Below are 19,574 nucleotides of genomic sequence, written 5' to 3' on the forward strand. Positions count from 1 at the left end.
GGGACCGACCCGGCGGTGCGGATCGGTCCCGTTCCTCGTGTACTGGCTCAGCGAGCGCAGGTCACCTTTGGATGGATCGGCGTGAAGATGTTCCACGTCACCCAACCCACGAGAAGGTTGACGAAGCTGTGCTCGACCACGACGCGCGACACGCCGTTCGGGCAGGTCGGGCGGGTGTTGATCGTGTCCGGCGGCACGAGACCGTAGATCCAGGACTTCTGCCACGGGATGTCGATCGTGCGATCGCCCGCGGGCAGCCCGGTCTCCACGGTGGTGCGGTAGCAGGCGACGCTCCCGAGGAGCATCGCGCAGAGCAGTGCTTTCCGGATCATCGGGAGGCCTCCGTCGTGGTGGATGCCACGTCCCACACGAGGGCGACCGCTTCGCCTCGCTCACGTGACAGATCTGCCGCGCGATGGAGCGCGTCGTTAGGTGAGGTTCCGAGTGGTACCTGAATCATCCCCGGATCGATGGCCGCGCGACCGCCAGCGCAGGTCACCGTGACGTGCCACGGCACCCAGATGCCGAATGTGACCGCAGCGCCCAGCCAGTTCATTACCGTGAACTTCGACGCGACCAGCGCCACGCCGCTTGGGCACTCCGCCCGCACGTTGATCGGCTTGGCCTCCACGAGGCCGAAGATCCATGTGGACGTCCACGGCTTGTCCACCACGGTAGCGCCGGGCGCCAGCCCAGTGTTCACCACCTGATGCCAACATGCGCTCAACAGCACGCACGCGGCGATCGTCATGCCCAACCTGACTCGTGTCAGCACAGCCCCTCCTTCGATGGCGTGAATACCAGCCCCTGCAGTGCCGCCATTCTTGTGGAGCCTACCGACGCTCGTCAACCCTGTTGCGCTCATGCACAGCCGGCAAAGCCCACCCGGTGAGGTCCATACGGGGCTGACGAGGTCGTTGGGCGGTTGGAACCCTATGCGTTCTCGAGCGCCTCGATGTCCATCTTGTTCATGCCGAGCATCGCTTGCTGCACCCGCGTGGCCTTGGCGCGGTCGGGGTGGCCAAGCAACGCGGGCAACCGCGTCGGGACGATCTGCCAGGACAGGCCGAACTTGTCCTTGAGCCAGCCGCAGCGACTCTCCTTGCCACCGTCGGCGGTGAGTCGCGACCACAACTCATCGATCTCCTGCTGGGTCTCGCAGGTCACGACCATCGAGATCGCCTCGGTGAACTCGAACTGCGGACCGCCATTGAGTGCGTGGAACACCTGCCCGTGCAACTCGAAGGTGCCCGTGATGACCGGACCCGTGGCGTCCGGCCCGCTGCCGTCGGTGCGCAGCAGGCTCAGGACACGGGCATCCTTGAACACGGACGTATAGAGCCGAATCGCTTCCTCGGCGTTGCCATTGAACCAGAGGAACGGGGTGATCTTTGGCGTGGGGCGGGTCATGGTGAGGCTCCTGGTATCGAGAAGGGTGATTGGGCTTGAGTGCCTTCACCCTTCAGTCGGAGCCGAAGCTGGCGTCTCGACATGCCCCAGGCCAGCACACCGCTCCCCGGCATTCGCAACCTCCCTTACGCCACCCCGAGCCCGCTCACGACGTCTTCCAGCCGGTTGAACGAGACCTGCATCCCGCCTTCCATGCCGGAGTTGATGTGGGCGTCGCGGTGTTCCCTGATGGTGTGCTGTACCAGGGTGGTCATCGTAGTTACCCCGTCCTTCTCCACCAGCGTCATCGTGTTCAGGGCCCCGGCGTCGGGAAAGCCTTCGAAGACCTCGGTCGTCACCAGCCGGGTCGGGGCCGCGATCTCCCGGTACTCACCATGAAAGCCCACCTCGTATCCGTTGGCTTCTCGCGTCACGTAGCGCCAGGATCCGCCCACGCGCAGGTCGATCTCGCACACCAGCCACTCCGATGATTCGAAGCCCCACCAGCGCTTGACCAGTTCGGGCGTGGTGGTCGCCTTGAAGACGAGCGCGGCAGGCGCGTCAAACTGCCGCGTGATGAGGATCTCGGTGTCTGACGGCAGCGTGACCGTAGCGGAACCGTGGCGATTGCGAGTGGCAGTCATGGCGTGTTCTCCGGGGAGTTGAGCTCGGCGAGGAGGTCGTCGAGGCGGTCGAGGCGGGCGTTCCAGGTGCGGGCGAACGGCAACACCCAGTCGTGGATCGGCTTGAGGGCGGGCCCGTTCACGCGATACCAGCGGTGCCTCCCCTCGTTGCGCACGTGCACGAGCCCCACGGTGCGCAGCACGCCGAGGTGCTTGGAGACCTGCGGCTGCGTCATGCCAAGCCGCAGGACCAATTCGCTCACCGTGACCTCATCGGTCCCGATGGTGGCGAGCATCTCGCGTCGGCCGGCCTCGGCGATGGCGTTGAACGCGTCGGCGGTGGTGGGTGTCCGTGCCATGGCGCATTATATACCGATATAGGTATATATCAAGCGGTATCGCTCCCGATCCGTTTGGTGGGGCGCTACCGACGGGAGCCCCGCGCCGGAGTTCACATTGTGGGTCCGCTCACGCCGGCGGTGATTCGGTCGCGCCGCTGGCACTCGCCAGGAGAGCCGCCCCCTCAGCGCACCAGGCCGACCTGACGCTCCACCGCGCGCGCGGCCGCGCTGTCTCCGGCTCGACGCCACGCGGCCGCCAGGCGCTCGGCCATCACGCGGACCGACCGACTCGAATCCGCTGCCGTCGCGCGCAGGATCGCCAGCGCACGCACCTGATATCCGATGCCCTCGCGCGCCCGACCGCGCGACGCGATGACGAGGCCCAACCGCTCCGTTGCCGTCGCGAGCTGTGGGTGCCGCGGCCCCAGGCGCTTCTCGAACGCGATCGTCACGTTGCGATAGAGCGACTCCGCTTCTGCGAGCACGGCATCCGCGGCTTCACGCTCGCCGCGCTCGGACAGAAGCATCGCCAGCGAGAGCCCAAGCCGGGCCGTTACCGGATGGTCGGGCCCCTGCAGCCGCGTCTGACGCGTCATCAGCTCGCGATACACCGATTCGGCCGATGCGATCTCGCCGTTCCGTTGCATGAACAGCGCGAGGTTGCTCGTCGCCACGATCGTGCGCTGGTGGTCCGGCCCAACGGCGGCCTGCAGGGAGCGAATGGCGAGTTGCTGCATGACGACGGCGGAATCGTTCCGCTTCTGCGAGTACCACGCGGCCGCGATGTTGTTGGCCGTGATGCCGACCGCGCGATGCCAGTCGCCGAACTCGGCGCGCCGGATCCGCAGCGCTTCGCTCAGTACCACCACGGCGTCTTCCCATCGTTGCTGGGCGTTGTAGACCACGCCGATGTCGTTCAGCGTGCGAGCCAGATCAGCGGGCGCACGCGCCGAATCGGCCCGCCGGAGCCGCTCGGCACGGGCGAGCAGTGGGAGCGCGGTGGTTGACGCTCCGCGCTCGTGCAGGATCCAGCCGAGCAGGTTGAGTGAGGCCGCCACGTCCGGATGATCCGCCGGCAGCAAGCGTTCGCGCAGCTCGAGGGCGCGCCTGGCCATGGGTTCGGCGTCAGCGTACAGGCCGAGCCGATCGTAGCCGTCGGCAAGGGCGTCGAGCATGTCCGCTTTCACCGCATCGCGACCGGCGTACGCGCGATCGACCAGTGCGCGCTGCCGGTCGAGCAGCGCGCGCACCGAGACCGTGTCCCCGACCGCCTGGTCGGCGCCGGTGGCGCCAAACATCTCCATGAGAAAGCCGCGCACTTCGAGCGCCTTGTCGCGCTCCTGGGCGGTTCGCAGGGCTTCGGCGGCCACGCGCCGCGACTGGATCACGCTCGTCGCGGCGATGCCGATCAACGCGAAGACGATGGCCGCGCCCGCGATCACGGCCCCGCGGTTCCGGCCGATGAACTTTCGGACGCGATAGCCGGCGGTGTCGGGTCGTGCGCTGACGGGCAGGCCGTCGAGGTGGCGGCTGATGTCCGCTGCGAGCGCGGATGCTGAGGGATACCGGCGCTCGGGCTCCTTGCGGAGCGCCATGAGGATGATGGTGTCGAGATCTCCGGCCAATCGCCGCGCGAGTCCTGCCGGGTCGGTGGAACGCGCGTTGGCGACGCGGGATGTGCGTGCCCGGGCACTCGCGGTCTCGGGCGGTGTCGCGAGCACCGAAGCTTCCAGTTGTTGGCGCGACATGCCGGGCACCACGTACGGATGCTCGCCGACCAGGATTTCGTGCAGGATGACGCCCAGCGCGTAGACGTCGGTGGCGGTGGTGACGACCGCACCGGTGAGTTGCTCGGGCGCCGCGTATTCCGGTGTGAGCAACCGCACGTCGGCGCGGGTCTCGATGGCGGAGCCGAACGTCGCGCCGGCATCGAGCACCTTGCCGATGCCGAAGTCCAGCAACATCGGGGCACCGGCCGGGGTGACGAGGATGTTGCGGGGCTTGAGGTCGCGATGGACGACGAGGCGCTGGTGCGCGTGGTCCACGGCGGCGCAGATCTGCAGGAAGAGCCTGAGGCGTTCGCTGACGCCGAGTCGTCGGTCGTCGCAGTAGGTGGTGAGGGGCACGCCGTCGACGAACTCCATGGCGAACCACGGGCGTCCGTCGGCCGTGATGCCGGCATCGAGCAGTTGGGCGACGTTGGGATGGTTGAGCTGCGAGAGGATGCGTCGCTCGAGCCGGAAGCGATGCACGACGTCGTCCGTGTCCATTCCGCGGCGGATCACCTTGATGGCGACGCGCTGGGTCGAGCCGTCGAGGTCACGGACCGCGAGATAGACCTCGCCCATGCCGCCGCGGCCAAGCAGGCGCTGCAGCACCCAGGGTCCGATGCGCTCACCGGCAGGCAGTGGCGATCCCGGATCGTCGCGTCGGAGGACGGAGTGCTCGAGAAAGTCCGGGTCAGCCTCGAGCTGGTCGATCAGCGACGCCACGTCCTCGCGCAGCGCGAAGTCGCCGTCGCACGCCGCGTCGAGGAACGCCGGGCGTTCGCTGGCCGGCCGGTCGAGCGCTTCGTCGACCAGGGCTTCGATGCGGGCCCATCGCTCGCGGTCCACCTGGGCTCAGCTCCGTGACTGCATGGTGAGCGACCACGCGTCGCGCACGGTGGGGCCAAGCTCTCGGCGCAGCCAGGCTTTGGCGACCGACCATTGACGTCGCACGGTGCGCTCGGACGAGCCGAGTACGGTGGCGATCTCGCTGTTGGACAGGCCGCCAAAGAAGCGGAGGTGTACGATCCGCACGCCGTCGGGGTTGAACGCGGCGAGGCGCTGGAGGGCATCGTCGATGGCGAGGAGTTCCTCCGCTTGATCGTCGTCGATCGTGATGGGCTGGTCGGCGTCGTCCAGCGGGACGTGATCCAGCGTGCCTCCGCGCTTGTCGCGCAACCGCCGCCGTGCATGGTCGATGAGCACACGGCGCATGGCTTCCGAGGCCACGGCAAAGAAGTGGTCGCGGCCCTGCCACGCGACGCGCGTCTGGCCCGCCAGCTTGAGATAGGCCTCGTGCACGAGGCCGGTGGTGCTCAGGCTGTGCCCGGCCGGCTCGTGACGAAGGCGCTGGTGCGCGAGCTCGTTGAGCTGGACATACAGCAGCTCGACGAGCTGGCCAAAGGCCTCGCCACTGCCACCGGAGGCTGCGTGCAGGAGGCGGGTGATGTCACCTGGGGGAGCGGCTTCCGATGGGCACATCGACAGGTGGCGGACGGTGTGCCCGTAGCTTATTGCGCCCTGCCGTCGGCGGTAGCCCGGCGTCGGCACCCGGCCATGACTCCACGGGTCTGCTCGGCAAGGAAGCGAACGTGGGTCCAGCGCGTGCGGGGTATCGGGCATGGTTCCGGTCGGCGGCGGTGGCACTGGACTACGCGCCGAGTGCTGGGGCGTGCGGCCACACCCGGGCGGCGACGTCCAGGTCGGGGGGTCGCGGGCGTCGCCGTGACGGTCCGTTCCTGCCGTCGGGTTGTAGGGTTCTGGCCGGCGGCGGCGCCGTCCTGTATGTTCGCGGTCTTGAACGCCGGGAGGGCCCGCGTGGTCGATCGGGTGTTGGGAGTACCGTCGCCGTTCGCGGACCGTTACGCCGTCGTGCGTGAGCTCGGTCGCGGGGCGAGCGCGGTGGTGATCCTGGCTCGCGACCTCGTCCATGATCGCGAGGTGGCGCTCAAGGTTTTGTCCGCCGAGTACGCCAGCGTGCTCGGGTCCGAGCGCTTCCAGCGCGAAGTCCGCCTGGACCGTCGCCTTCAGCACCCCTACGTGATCCCGATCCTCGACTCGGGGGAGTGGGAGGGTTGGCTCTACCTCGTGATGCCGGTGGTCGAGGGCAGCGCGCTGCGCGCGCACCTCACGTCCCTGCGGCAGCTGCCCGTGGACGACGCGGTGCGTTACGCGCAGGAGATCGCCGATGCCCTGCAGCACGCGCATGACCACGGCGTGATCCATCGCGATGTGAAACCGGAGAACATCCTGCTGTCGGGCGGGCACGCGTGCCTGGCTGACTTCGGGATCGCCCGGGCGCTGGTACCGGCCACCGGCGACGACATCACCACCACCGGGGTGATCCTGGGCACGCCGGCGTACATGAGCCCGGAGCAGGCCGCGGGTGATGCGCTCGATGGCCGGACCGATCAGTACGCCCTGGCATGCGTGCTGTTCGAAATGCTTGCCGGCATACCGCCATTTGTGGGCCCGTCGTCGCAGTCCATCATGCAGCAACGACTGGCCCGCCCTGCTCCGTCGGTGCAGGACTATCGACCGGCGGTGAGACGCGGACTCGCCCTCGTGATTGCGCGTGCCCTCTCCATGGCGCCGGCTGATCGGTTTCCAAACATGCGCGCCATGGCCGAGGCCCTGCACGCCGCGACGTCGCCGTCGCCGTACGGCATCGAGGCCGTAGCGCAGACACCGGTACGCCGCGGACCTGGCGTGCGCCGACTCGCTTTCGGCGCGGCCGCGCTGATCTCGGTCGGCGTCGCCACCTGGCTCGCCTGGAGGCCGGAGCGGGCGCGCGATCTCGTCCCGCAGGGCGGCGCGGTGGCTCTTCTCGGCGAACCCGACGGAGCCAACGCGGAGGCAGCCCGCTTCTTCGTGCGCGGGCGCGCCGCGCTCGACACGGGAGACCTCGATAGCGCCGCTGCGGCTTTCTCACGATCGGCGGCAGCCGACCCCCTCTTCGCGCGGGCCGATCTGTGGCAGGCGCAGGTCATGCAGTGGAACCCGACGTACCGCTCATCAGCCGAATGGATGGGACCGGCCAGGCGCGCCAGCCGCGGGCGCCTGTCCACACGCGATTCGCTCCACGCCGTCGGACTCGTCGCGTTGGGCGATCGACGCTTTCCCGAGGCATGTGAAGCATTCGGCGCGCTGGTTCGTGCGGATTCGCAGAGCTTCGTTGGGTGGTTCGGACTGGGCGAGTGCCGCCGACTCGACCGCGCGGTCGAGCGTGACCGTGCAAGTCCATCGGGTTGGCGCTTCCGCGCCGAGCTGTCGGAGGCAATCCGGGCGTACGCCGAAGCGCTGGCCATCGCCCCTGGCGAAGCAATGGGCCCCGCCTTCTCCCGGGCACAGCAGGTGTTCCTCAGCTCCGCGTCGAGGGTACGGCCGGGCCGAGCCGTGATGCCGGATACGGGCGACTTCTTCGCCTACCCTTCGCTCCGCAACGACACAGTGGCGTTTGTCCCGTTTCGCTCCGGCGCTGGGGCGTCACTCGATCCGGCGACGAGCCAACAGGAGTTGACAGGTGCATGGCGCGCCGTCGGCGACCAGGAACTCGCGTTCGTGCGCCAATGGATACAACGCATGCCTGCGAGCCCTTACGCGAGGCTCGCACTCGCGCTCGCCCTCGAGGACGCCGCGCCACTCCGTGTTCATGACAGCACCGCGACTGACGCTCGCAGTGTCCTTCATGAGGCGCGGGCCCGAAATCCGGATGCACGAGTTGCCCTGCAACTCGCCGCCGCCGAAGTGCGCGTCCTGGTCAAGGCGGGCCGATGGGCCGAGGCTGGCCGCCTCGCGGATTCGCTGGTGCGACAGCCCCCCGCCACCGACTATGGCATTCTCGCGGCGCTCGCCGTGCTGCTGGGGAGCGAGCGAGCAGCGAGTGCCTTCCTCCGCCAAGGGTGGCGTGAACCGGCACGCGCGCGGGACGAGCATCTGACGGACGTCCCCGATGCGGTGCTCGACGCACTGGCCCCGCTTGCTGCGGCCGTGTTGACCGGTGCATGCGAGAGTGCCCACCTGGACTCACTCGAGCACAACGTCACGGATCGCATCAATACCCTAGTTGAACCGCGCCAACAGGCTGCGGTCCGGGCCGGCATCATCGATGATCTCCTCGTGCAGTCGGCACCGTGCACCAGCGGCGGGAGCATGCGCGGCGTCCGTGGCGCCGCGTCCGTGTCCGTAACGCACCGGCTGGCCGCGGCGGCGGGCAACGGCAATCGGCGCGCCGCGCTCGCCGCCCTGCACTGGATCGATGCACAGCGCGTTGCGACGAACCGCGCAAACATCTCGTGGGATGCCGTCGCGCTTGAAGGCTGGGCGCTCGCCGCACTCGGCGACTCGACCCACGCCGCGGCGCGACTCGATAGCGCGCTTCGCGTGCTGCCTTACACCACCACGTTGCTCACGTCGCATGCGCGCCTCACCGGCGGACTGCGGCGCACACTGCGCCTCCGTAGCGACCTCGCTCGACTTGCCGGCGACAGCGCGACTCACGCTCGATGGCGGGACGCCCTCCGTGATCTCACGGGGTGGCCGTAGGACCACCGGGCTTCGTCCAGGCCCACTCAGTCGAGGAGGAGGGAGTCATGCATTCGCGCCATGCGACACCGACGCTCGCCCTGCTGGCCACGCTTGGTCTCGAGGGCGCCGTGCCCACCGTGCCTCAACCAGCCTGCGCGCCCAATGGGAGCGCCGCATATCACGGCGCGCTCGAGCGGCCCCTGACCGGAACCGGATCCTACGACTACAGCGGCTTCCGAAGCTTTGTGGAGAGCCGCACGTGGCTGGCGGAGGCCGGCGTCTCGCGCGTTCGCCGCCGGGGTGACTGTGGCCCGCGCTGCATCTACGCCGGTTCGCGCAACCGACGGGAGGACGAACCCACATCGTATGCTCTTGCGTCGAACCACCCCATATGCGATGCGGGAAGGATCTCCATTCCCGACTTGCCGGCGAACGGCGTGCTGATCGGGCGCCTCAGGTATGACGGTGAACGCGGAACCGCGTCGGCCGCCGGCGACGCCAGCTTCAACCTGACCTCGCGCCGTCCCATCACGACCACCAGGCGGCTGCGGGAGCACTACGTCGTGGTAACACCCGGCAAGCAACTCGTTGACAAGTCGACGTACGCGATCTGGCGCATCGTTGCCATCTGGGACACCACTCGAAGCGGCCGGGGCGAGTTTGCGGTGGTCGACTCTGGTTTGTTCCGTGTGTGCCTGCCAACGCACATGACAAGGAGTGGCGAGGTCCTCGCCAGCTTCCGAAGCTGCGCCGAGGTTGCCGAGCTGCACGCGCTCTCGCGCCTCACCGCAGTGCAGCAGCGTGTCTTGCCGACGTTTCAGGGAGACTCCGCCCTGCGCCAGGCGAGCACCTTTTCGCTCCTCGTTCGCGGTGACTCCGCAGCGCTCGATGCGCTGGCGCTGGTGCCGGACTCGGTGAAGTTCGGGCGCGTGCCTGGTGATGATGCCCCCGAGGCCGAGGACGACCGACCGCACGGGCCGTTTGCCTCCGCGACCTGGCGCAACCCGTCGGTGAGGCGCCGGCTGCTGGCCGGGCGCTACGGAGAACTGCACGCGGACGCGCCGCTCTGGTACACGTGTGTGAACGGCTGCTGCACGGGAGAGCCCTGGTAGCCCGGTGGATGCGGGCTGCGGTGCAGAGGAACGTTCTGTCCCACCGACACGCGCGCTGGTCCTGCGCGCGGCTCAGCTTGCACCCCTCATTCCAGACGAGGTCGTGATGCGCCGTACGATCCTGTGGCTGTCGCTCTTCACGTTGGTCGCGCCACTCGGCGCGCAAGCGCCGGGCCAGGGGGCCGTGCTCGTCACCGGCGCGTCGAGCGGCATCGGACGGAAGATCACTGAGGCCCTTGCCGCACGCGGCTCCTACGTGTACGCGGGAGCACGGAAGGCCGAGGACATCGCGGAGCTGAGCCGGATCCCGAACGTGCAGGGCATTCGGCTCGACGTCACGATCCCCGGCGATATCGCCGCCGCGGTGGAAACGGTGCGCCGCGGGGGCCGCGGCCTCCACGGCGTCGTCAACAATGCCGGCATCGCCGTCGTCGGCCCGCTCATCGAACACGACGACCGCGAGTTGCTCGATCTCTTTGCCGTGAACACCTTCGGCCCGTTCCGCATCACCAGGGCCTTTGCCCAGATGCTCATCGAGTCGAAGGGCCGCGTCGTCACGATCAGTTCGATCTCGGGCATCCTCTCCGGCCCGTTCCTCGGCGCGTACAGCATGAGCAAACATGCGGTGGAAGCCTTCGGCGACGCGTTAGGCGCGGAGATGGCCCGGTTCGGTGTGCACTCGGCGCTCATCGAGCCGGGGAACTACCGCTCGGACATCGGGCGGAACACGCTGGCGCAGGTCGAGACGGCCATGGCCCGATCGAAGGGAACGCCATTCGAACAGAATATGCGCAACATGGCCACGGCGATGGGCATGTACGACTCCTACCCCGAGCCCGACGCGGTGGCCGCGGCGGCCGTGCACGCGCTCTTCGACCCCAGCCCCCGGGTACGCTACATGGTTGTGCCTGCGGCGCGACAGGCCGAAGTCACGATCCGCAAGGCCATCGACGAGCTTGTGCAGCTGAACGCGGGCCACCAGTTCACCTACGACCGGGAAACGCTGATCCGGATGCTCGACGAGTCGCTGGCAAGAAACCGTTAGAGGCGACCATGAGTCGCTCGCTGTCCACGGGCGAAGGGTGCGGAGTGGAGTCTCCGACCCCTGCTCGTCCATCTCCGGAGCAGCGTCAGCAGCTGACACGGCGGAAGTCTCTACAGGTCCGACGCACGGGCCGCCCGATTCAACGCTGATCGAACGCGACCTCGTATAGCCGCTCTTCGACCGGATTCCCGCCCGGCCCGCGTCGCATTCGCGTGAAGTACAGCATTCGACCGTCCGTGCTCACACTCGGCGCGAACTCGGCCAGCGCGGTGTTCACCCTCGGCCCGAGGTTGCGGGGCGGGCTCCAGCTCCGGCCACGTCGCTCGCTGACGTACAGATCCGAGTCGCCGAATCCGTCGGGGCGCTCGGCGAGGAACACCAGCCACGACTCGTCGGGCGCAATGAACGGATTCGACGCCGTTTCGGGTGGCTCGTTGACCACCGTGAGCGTCTCCGGTGCGGCCCAACCCCCTCCCGCCAGCGGACGCGACCGCACGATCCATGACTTCCGCACCGGGACAGTCTGGGCCACGGTGAAGTAGAGCGTGCCGCTCCGCGTCACGGTGGCAAAGAACTCGCCACTCGTGGTGTTTATCGGTGCGGGGAGCCGCTGAGGCTCGCCCCATCCATTCGCTGCTCGATCGACATACCAGATGTCGAAGTCGGCGCGGGTGGAGTCGCGACCGGGCGCCGGCCGCACGGAGTTGAACCACACGCGCCGCCCATCGGGTGCGAACGCCGGGTCGATATCCCGCCAGCGACCGGAAAACGTCGCCGTGTCAGGCCGCTGCCACGTCCCGTCGGGGCCGCGACGTGATTCGAGAATGACCAGAGTTGGCGGCCCACCCGCGACAGGAAACCGCCGCTCGACGGTCAGCAGCGTACCACCGTCGGGCGCGATCGACACCATGAACTGGTGCCCGGTCGACACGACGCCGGGCGCAACCTCGCGGGCCGGTTGCTCCGCAGGCGCCCTCGACTCCGGCGCGCTGCGCGTGCAGCCGCTGCCCGACATCAACGCAATGATTGCCCAGTGGGCGACCGCGCGTGCTTCTTTCCCCCTGCCGCCTCGTCGTGCCATGGCACCGTGCTCCGGGTTGCGCTTCGACGAGCGCTAGCTAGTGCTCCCACCGTGTGACTGGCAGTGGCGAGGGACGTACGAAACCATCCATGGGATGAGCGACCGATGCATGTGATGCCAACGCGACGCGCACACGAGGGATTGCCGGGCATGCGCGTGCTGCTCGCCGGTGCAGTGCTCGGCATGGCCGCTCTCACACTCCAGATCCTCGTCGTCCACGGTCTCGGAGGTCGCGGCACACCGGTGTGGCACGCCGCTGGATGGGCCATCGCCACCATTGGCGTGTGGGTTCCCGTCACCATGTTTGCCTTCGTTCTTGCGCGCGGCATGGTGACCGGGCGTGGCAGGCCTGTAACCCGACTCCTCGGGATGCTGGCACTCGCCTTCGGCTGTGTGATCGCCGCGTCCGCCCTGCGCGCGTTCATCGATCCGTTGTTGCCGCAGGCAGCGCAACAGACCGTGCCGAGCCTCGAGCTGTTCGGGCGCTTCCTCGCGCGTTGGAGCGGCCCCGGCCTGCTGATCGCGCTCGCCGTGGTTGCGCTGCCGTGGCTGACGGCCCGTTTCGACTCCGCGCCATCGACCGAACAGGCGACGCCGGTCACGTTCGCCGAGCGCATGGAGGGCAGCACCCTGAGCACCCTCGTCGTGCGTATTGGCGATCGATCGGTGCCAGTGGCGGTTGCGGACCTTCTCTGGATTTCCGCAGCCGGGAACTACGCCGAGCTGCACGGGCCGCGCGGCCGGCAGCTGGCGCGCATCACGATGTCGGAGCTGGAGCGTCGACTCGACCCGACTCGCTTCGTGCGTGTGCATCGCTCGTCGATCATCGCCCTCGACGCCGTCCGCGAGGTGCGACGGAACGGCGGATCGGTCGAGGTCGTGTTGTCCAACGGCCAGGCCATTGCCTTGAGTCGACTGGGTCGCAAGGCACTCGAAGAGCGGTTGGGTCGACGCGGCTGAAGCCGGACCCTGGCGCACGGCGACTCCTCGAACCAGAATCGCCACGCGTCGGCGGCCGACCTGTTGTGCCGCTGACCTCACCCTCGGCATCGAGTAACTCGTGGAGAGCAGTTGGTCGCGGATCGAGGTCTCGCTCATCGTCGCCGACTACCTCTCCATGCTCGAGGACGAGGCGTCGGGGCGTCGGTACTCCAAGGCGGAGCACCGGCGTCAGTTGGGCCCCTTGCTCAACGGAAGGTCGCCCCAGGCGATCGAGTTCAAGCACTGCAATGTCAGCGCTGCGCTCAGGGACCTTGGCTTCCCATCGATCGACGGCTACAAGCCGCGCTCCAACTACCAGCGTCAGCTGGTCGACGAGCTGCGAGATCAGCTCCAGCGGCATCCGTCGCTCCTGGACACGCTGACGCGTGTCGCGTCTTCGCCTGCCGTTGCGCCCGACGTACGCGACATTCTTTCGGTGGTTGTTCCCGCACCAAAGCGAGAACGATCGCCGGATAGTTGGCACGAGCGACCAACCGTACTCGTAGCACCGGGAGCTTTCGCGGCAGCCGAGGCATCCAACAGGTCGCTTGGACAGACTGGTGAGGCGTTCGTGGTCGCCTTCGAGCGGGCGCGACTCTTCGCCGCCGGCCAACGACGGCTCGCCGATCGCGTCGAGCAGGTGAGCGTCACGCGAGGCGATGGGCTCGGCTATGACGTGCTCTCGTACGAGACGTCCGGGCGTGAGCGACTCATCGAGGTCAAGACCACGAAGTTCAGCCGGTACACGCCGTTCCTGATCACGCGCAACGAGGTGCGGTGCTCCGAGGAACACGCCGAGCACTATTCGTTGTACCGCGTCTTCGACATGCGGGGCACACCGCGCATGTTCCAGCTCGACGGTGCCGTCTCTCAGACGGCGTTCCTCGATCCGGTGCAGTACCTGGGCCGCGCGCGGTAGCATCGCGGTTGGCATGACGCTGGGCGAATGACCGTGCGTGCGGTGCGTCTCGGCAGGCGAGCCGGCCCCCAAGGTGCGGCCACCTGGCGGCCCACCCTGTCGTGCCGAACACAGCCACGACAGGTATGGGGCGCGGCTCGCGAGCCGGCGCCGCCAGCCTGCTTGCTAGTGGTCGTCGTAGGGCCGCACTTCACACTCGCCTTCGAACGAAGGCCAGTGAACGCGGTGCAGGTCCATGAACCGGTTGGCCACTTCGAGCGCCTTTTCGCGCGACTCCACGTCGACCACGGCGAATCCGCCGATCACTTCCCTGGCTTCCGTGAACGGGCCGTCGGTGGTGCGGAGCTTGCCGCCCGCGAGTCGGATGCGGAACCCGTGCGCGGTGCCCTTGAGACCCGCGGTCTCCTTGAGCGAGCCGTTGGCAAAGCTCTCGGTGACGAACGCGCCCATCGCTTCCATCAGCCCCGGGGGCACGGGCTCGGCGCGGTACGATTCGCTGTGCTTGATCATCATGAGGAACTTCATGGCGTATCTCCGGAAGGGTCGTTGGAATTTGGTATCAGCCCGCCTGCGAAGGACTCCGCGGCAAGGGCCCTTACACCCTGACGTCGCGCGAGGGCGCCGGAAATCGACACGGCGGGCGAGCCTGGTGTCAGGCGGCTTCCGGCGAGGGGCCCGAGCCGGGGTCTCTCGTCGCCAGTGCCCGGTGGGCTGGGACGCGCCTCGGAGCTTGTTCCTTTGTCGCCAGTGCCCGGTGGGCGGTGGCGTGTGTCGGTGCATTGTCTCACGAATCTCCTGAACGCCCCAAACGCAAACGGCACGCCGGCCCGCAACTCCCGGACCGACGTGCCATTCGCTGATTGTCGCGCTGCCTACATCGCCACGTTGCTGCGCTGCGGCTTGATCTCTTCAGTGCTGGGTCGGAGTTCCTGCAGCCCGGCGGCACGGAGGATCGCGTTCAGCTTTGGCAGATTTGCGTCCATCGAAGCCTTGATGGCCTTGAGGTGTACGTCCAGCTCGCCGGAGAGCGTGTTGAACACCTGTAGTTGCTGCTGCGTAGGGCGGTATTCGCCCTGCGACGCGTAGTTCGCTACGCCGGCGATTTCGTTGTTGAGCTTGATCGGGAAGTTCAGCGGATCCTGATTGCTCTCATTCTTCGTCTGGTAGGCCTCCTGCTCGGCGGCCGTCAGCTCGCCCATCATGCCATCCGCGAGCGCCTTGAACTCCTGCGCCGGCCCACCGGTGAGCTTGCCGGTCCGGTCGCCCACGTTCCAGCGCATGTTGCGCACCATGCGCACCGCATTGTTTGCCTCCGACGTCTTGTCGCGGATCGCGATGAGAAAACGGAACTGCGCCAGCAGATCGGCGTCGGTCGCCGTGGAGCGGGGATCCTTGCGCACGCGGAACGTCTGGACCTGCGTCGTGCCGCCGGCGGTCAGCCGCACCGAATACGTGCCTGGAGGTGCGACCGGTCCGGTCACGCTTCCCGCCCACATGATGAGGTTGTCGAACGTGACCGCGTCGGGATATCGGAGATTCCACGCAAACGTGTTGAGGCCTGCACGATTGGGCACTCGCGCGCGCTGAGGACCGAGGCCTGCGGTTGGGACCTGGGGTCGCGTCGCCACCACGCGCGATGCGCTGTCACGCGACAGCCCGCCGCGTGTGAGCGAATCGATTGCCGCCTCGCGCGCCTGCGCGCGCGTCACGCTGTCGGCCGCGGCCTCCGGGCTCTGCTCGCTCGAGAACGACTGGATCACTTCGCCCCGGGCATCCATGAAGTCCAGCGTCACGCGCTGGTTGGGCTGCCGCAGCGTGTAGTAGAGCACGGCGCCGCTGCGCGGGTTGGCGCCAACCTGATTGGCGCCGCCACCGCCACCGCCGCCACCGAAGCCGCCGCCGCCCCATTGCGTGCGATAGGCGTCCACCGGCTTGTAGAGATGCGCGTCCGCCGTGATCAGATCCGGCGTGAGCTGGCGGAGCGACGAGATGTCGTCCAGCACCCAGAAGGAGCGCCCGTGCGCGGCCGCGATCAGGTCGTTGTCCTTGATGGCCAGATCGTGGATCGGGACGAGCGGAAGGTTCTTGCGCAGCGACTGCCACTGCCGTCCGTCGTCGAACGACACGTACACGCCGCGCTCGGTGCCGGCGAACAGCAGGCCGCGACGCACGGGGTCTTCACGGATCACACGCGCAAAGTGGTCGGGCGCGATGCCGTTCACGATCTTCGTCCAGGTCTTTCCGTAGTCCGTCGTACGGTAGAAGATCGGCGTCTTGTCGCCTAACGCGTAGCGGTTGGCGGCAACGTACGCCGTGCCAGCGGCATAGCGCGACGGCTCGATGATCGAAACGCGCGTAAAGTCGCCAATGTCGGGCGGCGTGACGTTGGTCCACTGCGCGCCGTTGTTCCGGCTGATGTAGATCAGTCCGTCGTCCGTGCCCGCCCACAGCAGTCCGGGCGTCACCGGCGATTCGTCAAAGGCAAAGATGATTCCGTAGGTCTCCACGCCCGTCTGGTCCTTGGTGATCGGACCGCCGCTCGGCCCCATCGTCATCGGGTCACGCCGCGCCAGTTCCGGCGACGCCGCCGTCCAGCTCTCGCCTTCGTTCGTCGAGCGGAAGAGCTGCGAACCCGCGGCGTACAGCACGTTCGGGTTGTGGCGCGAGAACACGATCGGGAACGTCCAGTTGAACCGGATCTTGATGTCCTCCGACGAGTGACCCATCGGGTTCCTCGGGTACACGGTGACGTCACGCGTGAAGCCCGTCTCGCGGTCGCGACGCTCGAGCGTGCCGCCGTAGCAGCCGGCGAACGTGATGTTCGGCCGCAGAGGGTGCGCCGCGATGTACCCCGATTCGCAGCCGCCGGCGTCATACCAGTCGGCCATCACGATCTGGCCGTCCTTCCGGCTCGGCCCGCACAGCGTCGAGTTGTCCTGCTGCGCGCCACAGATCTTGTAGGGCCACTCGTTGGTCGTGGAGATGTGGTAGAACTGCGCCGTCGGGAACTCCTGATCGGTCCACGTCTGCCCGCCGTTGTAGCTCACGTTCGCTCCACCGTCGTTCCCCTGCACCATGCGCTGCGGATTGTCCGGGGCGATCCACAGGTCGTGGTTGTCGCCGTGCGGGACGGTGATGGCCTGCGGGAACGTCCGCCCACCGTCGCGCGAACGGAAGAAGCCGACGTTGAGGCCGTACACCACGTTGGTGTCCCGGGTGTCGGCGATGATGTGCGAGTAGTACCACGCCCGCTGTCGCAGCTTGCGCTCCCGATTGATGTAGGACCACGTCTGACCGGCATCACTCGAGCGGTACACACCGCCGGAGTCGTGTTCGATCAGCGCCCACACGAGACTCGGCTTCACGGGCGATACGGCAATTCCGATCTTGCCGATCATCCCTTGCGGGAGCCCGCGGGCGGTCTTGTGCAGGTTGGCCCACGTGGTCCCGCCATCTGTTGTCTTGTAGATGCCCGAGTGGATCCCGCCCGATGACATGCCCCACGGCTTACGCCAGGCCTGCCACATCGCCGCGTAGACGACCTCGGGGTTCTGCAGGTCCATCGCGATGTCGATGACGCCGGTCGAATCGTTGACGTAGAGCACGCGATTGAAGGTCTGTCCACCGTCCGTGGTCTTGTAGACGCCGCGCGGCCCCGACTTGAACGGATCGCCGAACACGCCGATCCAGGCCACGCTGGCGTTGGTGGGATGGATGCGGATCGCCGAGATGTGCTCATCCTTGAAGCCGAGCAGTCGCCAGGTGCGCCCGCCGTCGTTCGTCTTCCACAGGCCATCGCCGGCCGCCACGTTCCCGCGGATGTCCGTCTCGCCGCCACCCACCCACACCACATCCGGGTTCTGCTGGTCGACCGCGAGCGCTCCGATGCTTCCGCCGAAGTACCGATCGCTGGCTGGCGACCAGTTCATCCCGCCATCGGTCGTCTTGTAGACGCCACCGCCGGTCGTGCCCATCCAGTATTCGTATGGGCGCTGCTGCGAGCCCCCGACCGCCGGAGACCGGCCACCACGTGGTGGGCCGATCTCGCGCCACCTGAGCGCGTTGAACTGACTCGTGTCAGGGTTGAACAGCGCGGTTGGCGCGGGCGAGATGGTTCGCGATGCCGGCCGCGTCGCCTGTCCGCCAACGACCAGGGGAACCAGGACGACCACGGTCGCCATTGCGCGAGACCGGATCACTTCGGAGAGCCGCATGACGTGCTCCTGACGTGGGGAGGTGGTGCGAAAACAGGGGGCCGCGCGCGCCTCACGATGCGTCCGCGCCCTGGTTGAACTCTATGGCTGACTACGCCGCACACGCTATCGGCGTTCGAGGTCTCGGAGGTAGCCTCGGGCGTCGCCGCATCTTGGCGGCCGAGCCGATCGACGCTGTCGGGCATGTCCCGTCAAGTCTGTCCGGCAACCTCTGGGGGTGGTGGGCCGAGTCGCTCCAGCGCGTCTTCGACGCCCCGAAGGTGGCTCAGCATGCGCTCCTTCCCGAGCGCGCCGTCCCGTGCCTCGATCGCCGCGAGAATGCCGAGGTGCTCCTCGTGGTGGCGCTCCCGCGACACCAGGTCGAGGATCAGTCGTTGTTCTTCAATGAAGAGCTCGACCAGCACGTCGATCAGTTGCGCGAAGACCGCGTTGCCCGAGGCGGCGGCAATCGATCGATGGAACCGGGCGTTGGTGGCATGCTGCACGACGCCGTCGTCCAGGTGCTCGCCGGCCTCGGCGAGCACTCGCCGCATCTCCGCGATGTCCTCGGGCTTGGCATGATGCGCGGCGCCCTCCACCACATGCGGTTCGAGCAGCATGCGCGTGCGGATCAGGTCCAGCAGGAGCTTGCGCGTCACCTGGCCGGAGAAATCCGGACTTGCCACCAGCAGGACGTCTTCGTTGCGGAGCACGTACACGCCGGAGCCGTGCCGGATCTCCACCCAGCCCGTCGTCTCCAGCTTCTTGAGCGCTTCGCGGATCGTCGGGTGGCCCACGCCAAAACGCCGCGCCATCTCGAGAATCGCGGGCAGCCGGTCCCCTTGCTGAAAACCGCCATCGCGAATCATCGCCTTGATCCGGCTGGCCAGGCGGTCGGCCATTCCGCGCCTGAGTTCCGGATGGAACGAACTGCTCATGGTCTCTCCCTCACTGGACGGCCCCGTACCCGATGCACGGGCCAAGGCAAACCTATCGAATCCCCACCAGACCCCCGCACCGACGCGAGGAGCTTCTGCGCATCGCACCACACCCCGGCCTTGAGGACGGTCACCGTGTTGGGGAGCGCGCGTGGGCCCGACGCGAGGTCACACCGCACGAGTACGAGATCGGCGGTCTGGTGCTCGTCGCGGCCGACACGTCCGTGGCGTCGAGTGAGCCCGTCTCACTCGACCGTGAACACCCCCGTCATCCCGGCTCGCAGGTGCTCGGTGATGTGGCAGGGCATCATCCACTTCCCCCGGTTCGACACTTCCACCAGCAGCTCGACCGTGGAGCCCACCCGAAGACGTACCGTATCCGTCCACACAAGATTGGTCGCCCGAACGCATTTGTGCGAGAGCACCCTGCGCCCTCGTCCGTGCAGGCGACTCGGGTGCGGCATCGGGGGGGGGGAGCGAGGAGCGGTTCGTCAGCCAGGCGCCGTCTCACGACGGCGCCCAGCCGGAAGCCCAGTCGATGGCCAGGTGCTCCCTGCCCGTGGCCGGTGCCCGCAGGACCCACACGGCTCCCGCGACGTGGCCAGCCAGCCCATCATCGGCATCGCGCCGCTGAGCTCGACCGGATGGACACCGGCTTC

General features: G+C 67.8%; 17 protein-coding genes. 5 read left to right on the forward strand and 12 right to left on the reverse strand.

Features of this window, described 5'->3' with window-relative positions:
• Positions 1-47 precede the first annotated feature (47 nt).
• From IT361_05735 to IT361_05765, 7 genes are all read right to left on the reverse strand, one after another.
• Positions 48-332 carry a hypothetical protein gene (locus IT361_05735; protein ID MCC6317176.1) on the reverse strand — a complete coding sequence of 95 codons (285 nt, stop codon included), beginning with the start codon at positions 330-332 and terminating at the stop codon, positions 48-50.
• The gene (locus tag IT361_05740; protein ID MCC6317177.1) at positions 329-751 is read right to left on the reverse strand and encodes a hypothetical protein; all 423 of its coding nucleotides are present in this window, start codon (positions 749-751) and stop codon (positions 329-331) included. Before IT361_05740 ends, IT361_05735 begins: the two co-directional genes overlap by 4 nt.
• A gap of 182 nt (positions 752-933) precedes the next feature.
• The gene (locus IT361_05745) at positions 934-1,410 is read right to left on the reverse strand and encodes a VOC family protein (protein MCC6317178.1); all 477 of its coding nucleotides are present in this window, start codon (positions 1,408-1,410) and stop codon (positions 934-936) included.
• A gap of 125 nt (positions 1,411-1,535) precedes the next feature.
• Positions 1,536-2,033, reverse strand: a complete 498-nt coding sequence (locus IT361_05750; GenBank protein MCC6317179.1) for an SRPBCC family protein — start codon at positions 2,031-2,033, stop codon at positions 1,536-1,538.
• The gene (locus IT361_05755; protein ID MCC6317180.1) at positions 2,030-2,371 is read right to left on the reverse strand and encodes a winged helix-turn-helix transcriptional regulator; all 342 of its coding nucleotides are present in this window, start codon (positions 2,369-2,371) and stop codon (positions 2,030-2,032) included. Before IT361_05755 ends, IT361_05750 begins: the two co-directional genes overlap by 4 nt.
• Positions 2,372-2,535: 164 nt before the next feature.
• Complete coding sequence (locus IT361_05760) at positions 2,536-4,968, reverse strand: serine/threonine protein kinase (protein ID MCC6317181.1); 2,433 nt, start codon at positions 4,966-4,968, stop codon at positions 2,536-2,538.
• A 6-nt stretch (positions 4,969-4,974) separates the two neighbouring features.
• A complete protein-coding gene (locus IT361_05765) occupies positions 4,975-5,601 on the reverse strand; it encodes a sigma-70 family RNA polymerase sigma factor (protein MCC6317182.1) in 627 nt (208 codons plus the stop codon).
• Between the two features lie 303 nt (positions 5,602-5,904).
• Here IT361_05765 and IT361_05770 point away from each other — a divergent pair, with 303 nt between their 5' ends.
• The 3 genes from IT361_05770 (at position 5,905) to IT361_05780 (ending at position 10,803) form a co-directional block, all read left to right on the forward strand.
• Positions 5,905-8,664 carry a serine/threonine protein kinase gene (locus IT361_05770; GenBank protein ID MCC6317183.1) on the forward strand — a complete coding sequence of 920 codons (2,760 nt, stop codon included), beginning with the start codon at positions 5,905-5,907 and terminating at the stop codon, positions 8,662-8,664.
• A gap of 47 nt (positions 8,665-8,711) precedes the next feature.
• The gene (locus IT361_05775) at positions 8,712-9,758 is read left to right on the forward strand and encodes a hypothetical protein (GenBank protein ID MCC6317184.1); all 1,047 of its coding nucleotides are present in this window, start codon (positions 8,712-8,714) and stop codon (positions 9,756-9,758) included.
• A gap of 106 nt (positions 9,759-9,864) precedes the next feature.
• Positions 9,865-10,803, forward strand: coding sequence for an SDR family NAD(P)-dependent oxidoreductase (locus tag IT361_05780; GenBank protein MCC6317185.1), 939 nt, complete (start codon positions 9,865-9,867; stop codon positions 10,801-10,803).
• Positions 10,804-10,942: 139 nt separating this feature from the next.
• Here IT361_05780 and IT361_05785 read toward each other — a convergent pair whose 3' ends face one another.
• On the reverse strand, positions 10,943-11,884 hold the full coding sequence (locus IT361_05785) for an exo-alpha-sialidase (protein ID MCC6317186.1): 942 nt from the start codon (positions 11,882-11,884) through the stop codon (positions 10,943-10,945).
• A 114-nt stretch (positions 11,885-11,998) separates the two neighbouring features.
• Here IT361_05785 and IT361_05790 point away from each other — a divergent pair, with 114 nt between their 5' ends.
• Both IT361_05790 and IT361_05795 read left to right on the forward strand, forming a co-directional pair.
• A complete protein-coding gene (locus IT361_05790) occupies positions 11,999-12,844 on the forward strand; it encodes a LytTR family transcriptional regulator (protein ID MCC6317187.1) in 846 nt (281 codons plus the stop codon).
• Positions 12,845-13,001: 157 nt separating this feature from the next.
• Positions 13,002-13,784 carry a DUF3883 domain-containing protein gene (locus tag IT361_05795; protein MCC6317188.1) on the forward strand — a complete coding sequence of 261 codons (783 nt, stop codon included), beginning with the start codon at positions 13,002-13,004 and terminating at the stop codon, positions 13,782-13,784.
• A 165-nt stretch (positions 13,785-13,949) separates the two neighbouring features.
• Here IT361_05795 and IT361_05800 read toward each other — a convergent pair whose 3' ends face one another.
• The 4 genes from IT361_05800 to IT361_05815 all read right to left on the reverse strand — a co-directional run bounded on the left by IT361_05800 (position 13,950) and on the right by IT361_05815 (position 19,379).
• Positions 13,950-14,309, reverse strand: coding sequence for a hypothetical protein (locus IT361_05800; GenBank protein ID MCC6317189.1), 360 nt, complete (start codon positions 14,307-14,309; stop codon positions 13,950-13,952).
• Positions 14,310-14,656: 347 nt separating this feature from the next.
• Complete coding sequence (locus IT361_05805; GenBank protein MCC6317190.1) at positions 14,657-17,998, reverse strand: glycosyl hydrolase; 3,342 nt, start codon at positions 17,996-17,998, stop codon at positions 14,657-14,659.
• Positions 17,999-18,189: 191 nt separating this feature from the next.
• Positions 18,190-18,915, reverse strand: a complete 726-nt coding sequence (locus tag IT361_05810) for a FadR family transcriptional regulator (protein ID MCC6317191.1) — start codon at positions 18,913-18,915, stop codon at positions 18,190-18,192.
• Positions 18,916-19,160: 245 nt separating this feature from the next.
• The gene (locus tag IT361_05815; protein MCC6317192.1) at positions 19,161-19,379 is read right to left on the reverse strand and encodes a multicopper oxidase domain-containing protein; all 219 of its coding nucleotides are present in this window, start codon (positions 19,377-19,379) and stop codon (positions 19,161-19,163) included.
• Positions 19,380-19,574: the final 195 nt, after the last annotated feature.

The sequence above is a fragment of the Gemmatimonadaceae bacterium genome, from assembly GCA_020846935.1.
Taxonomy (GTDB): domain Bacteria; phylum Gemmatimonadota; class Gemmatimonadetes; order Gemmatimonadales; family Gemmatimonadaceae; genus RBC101.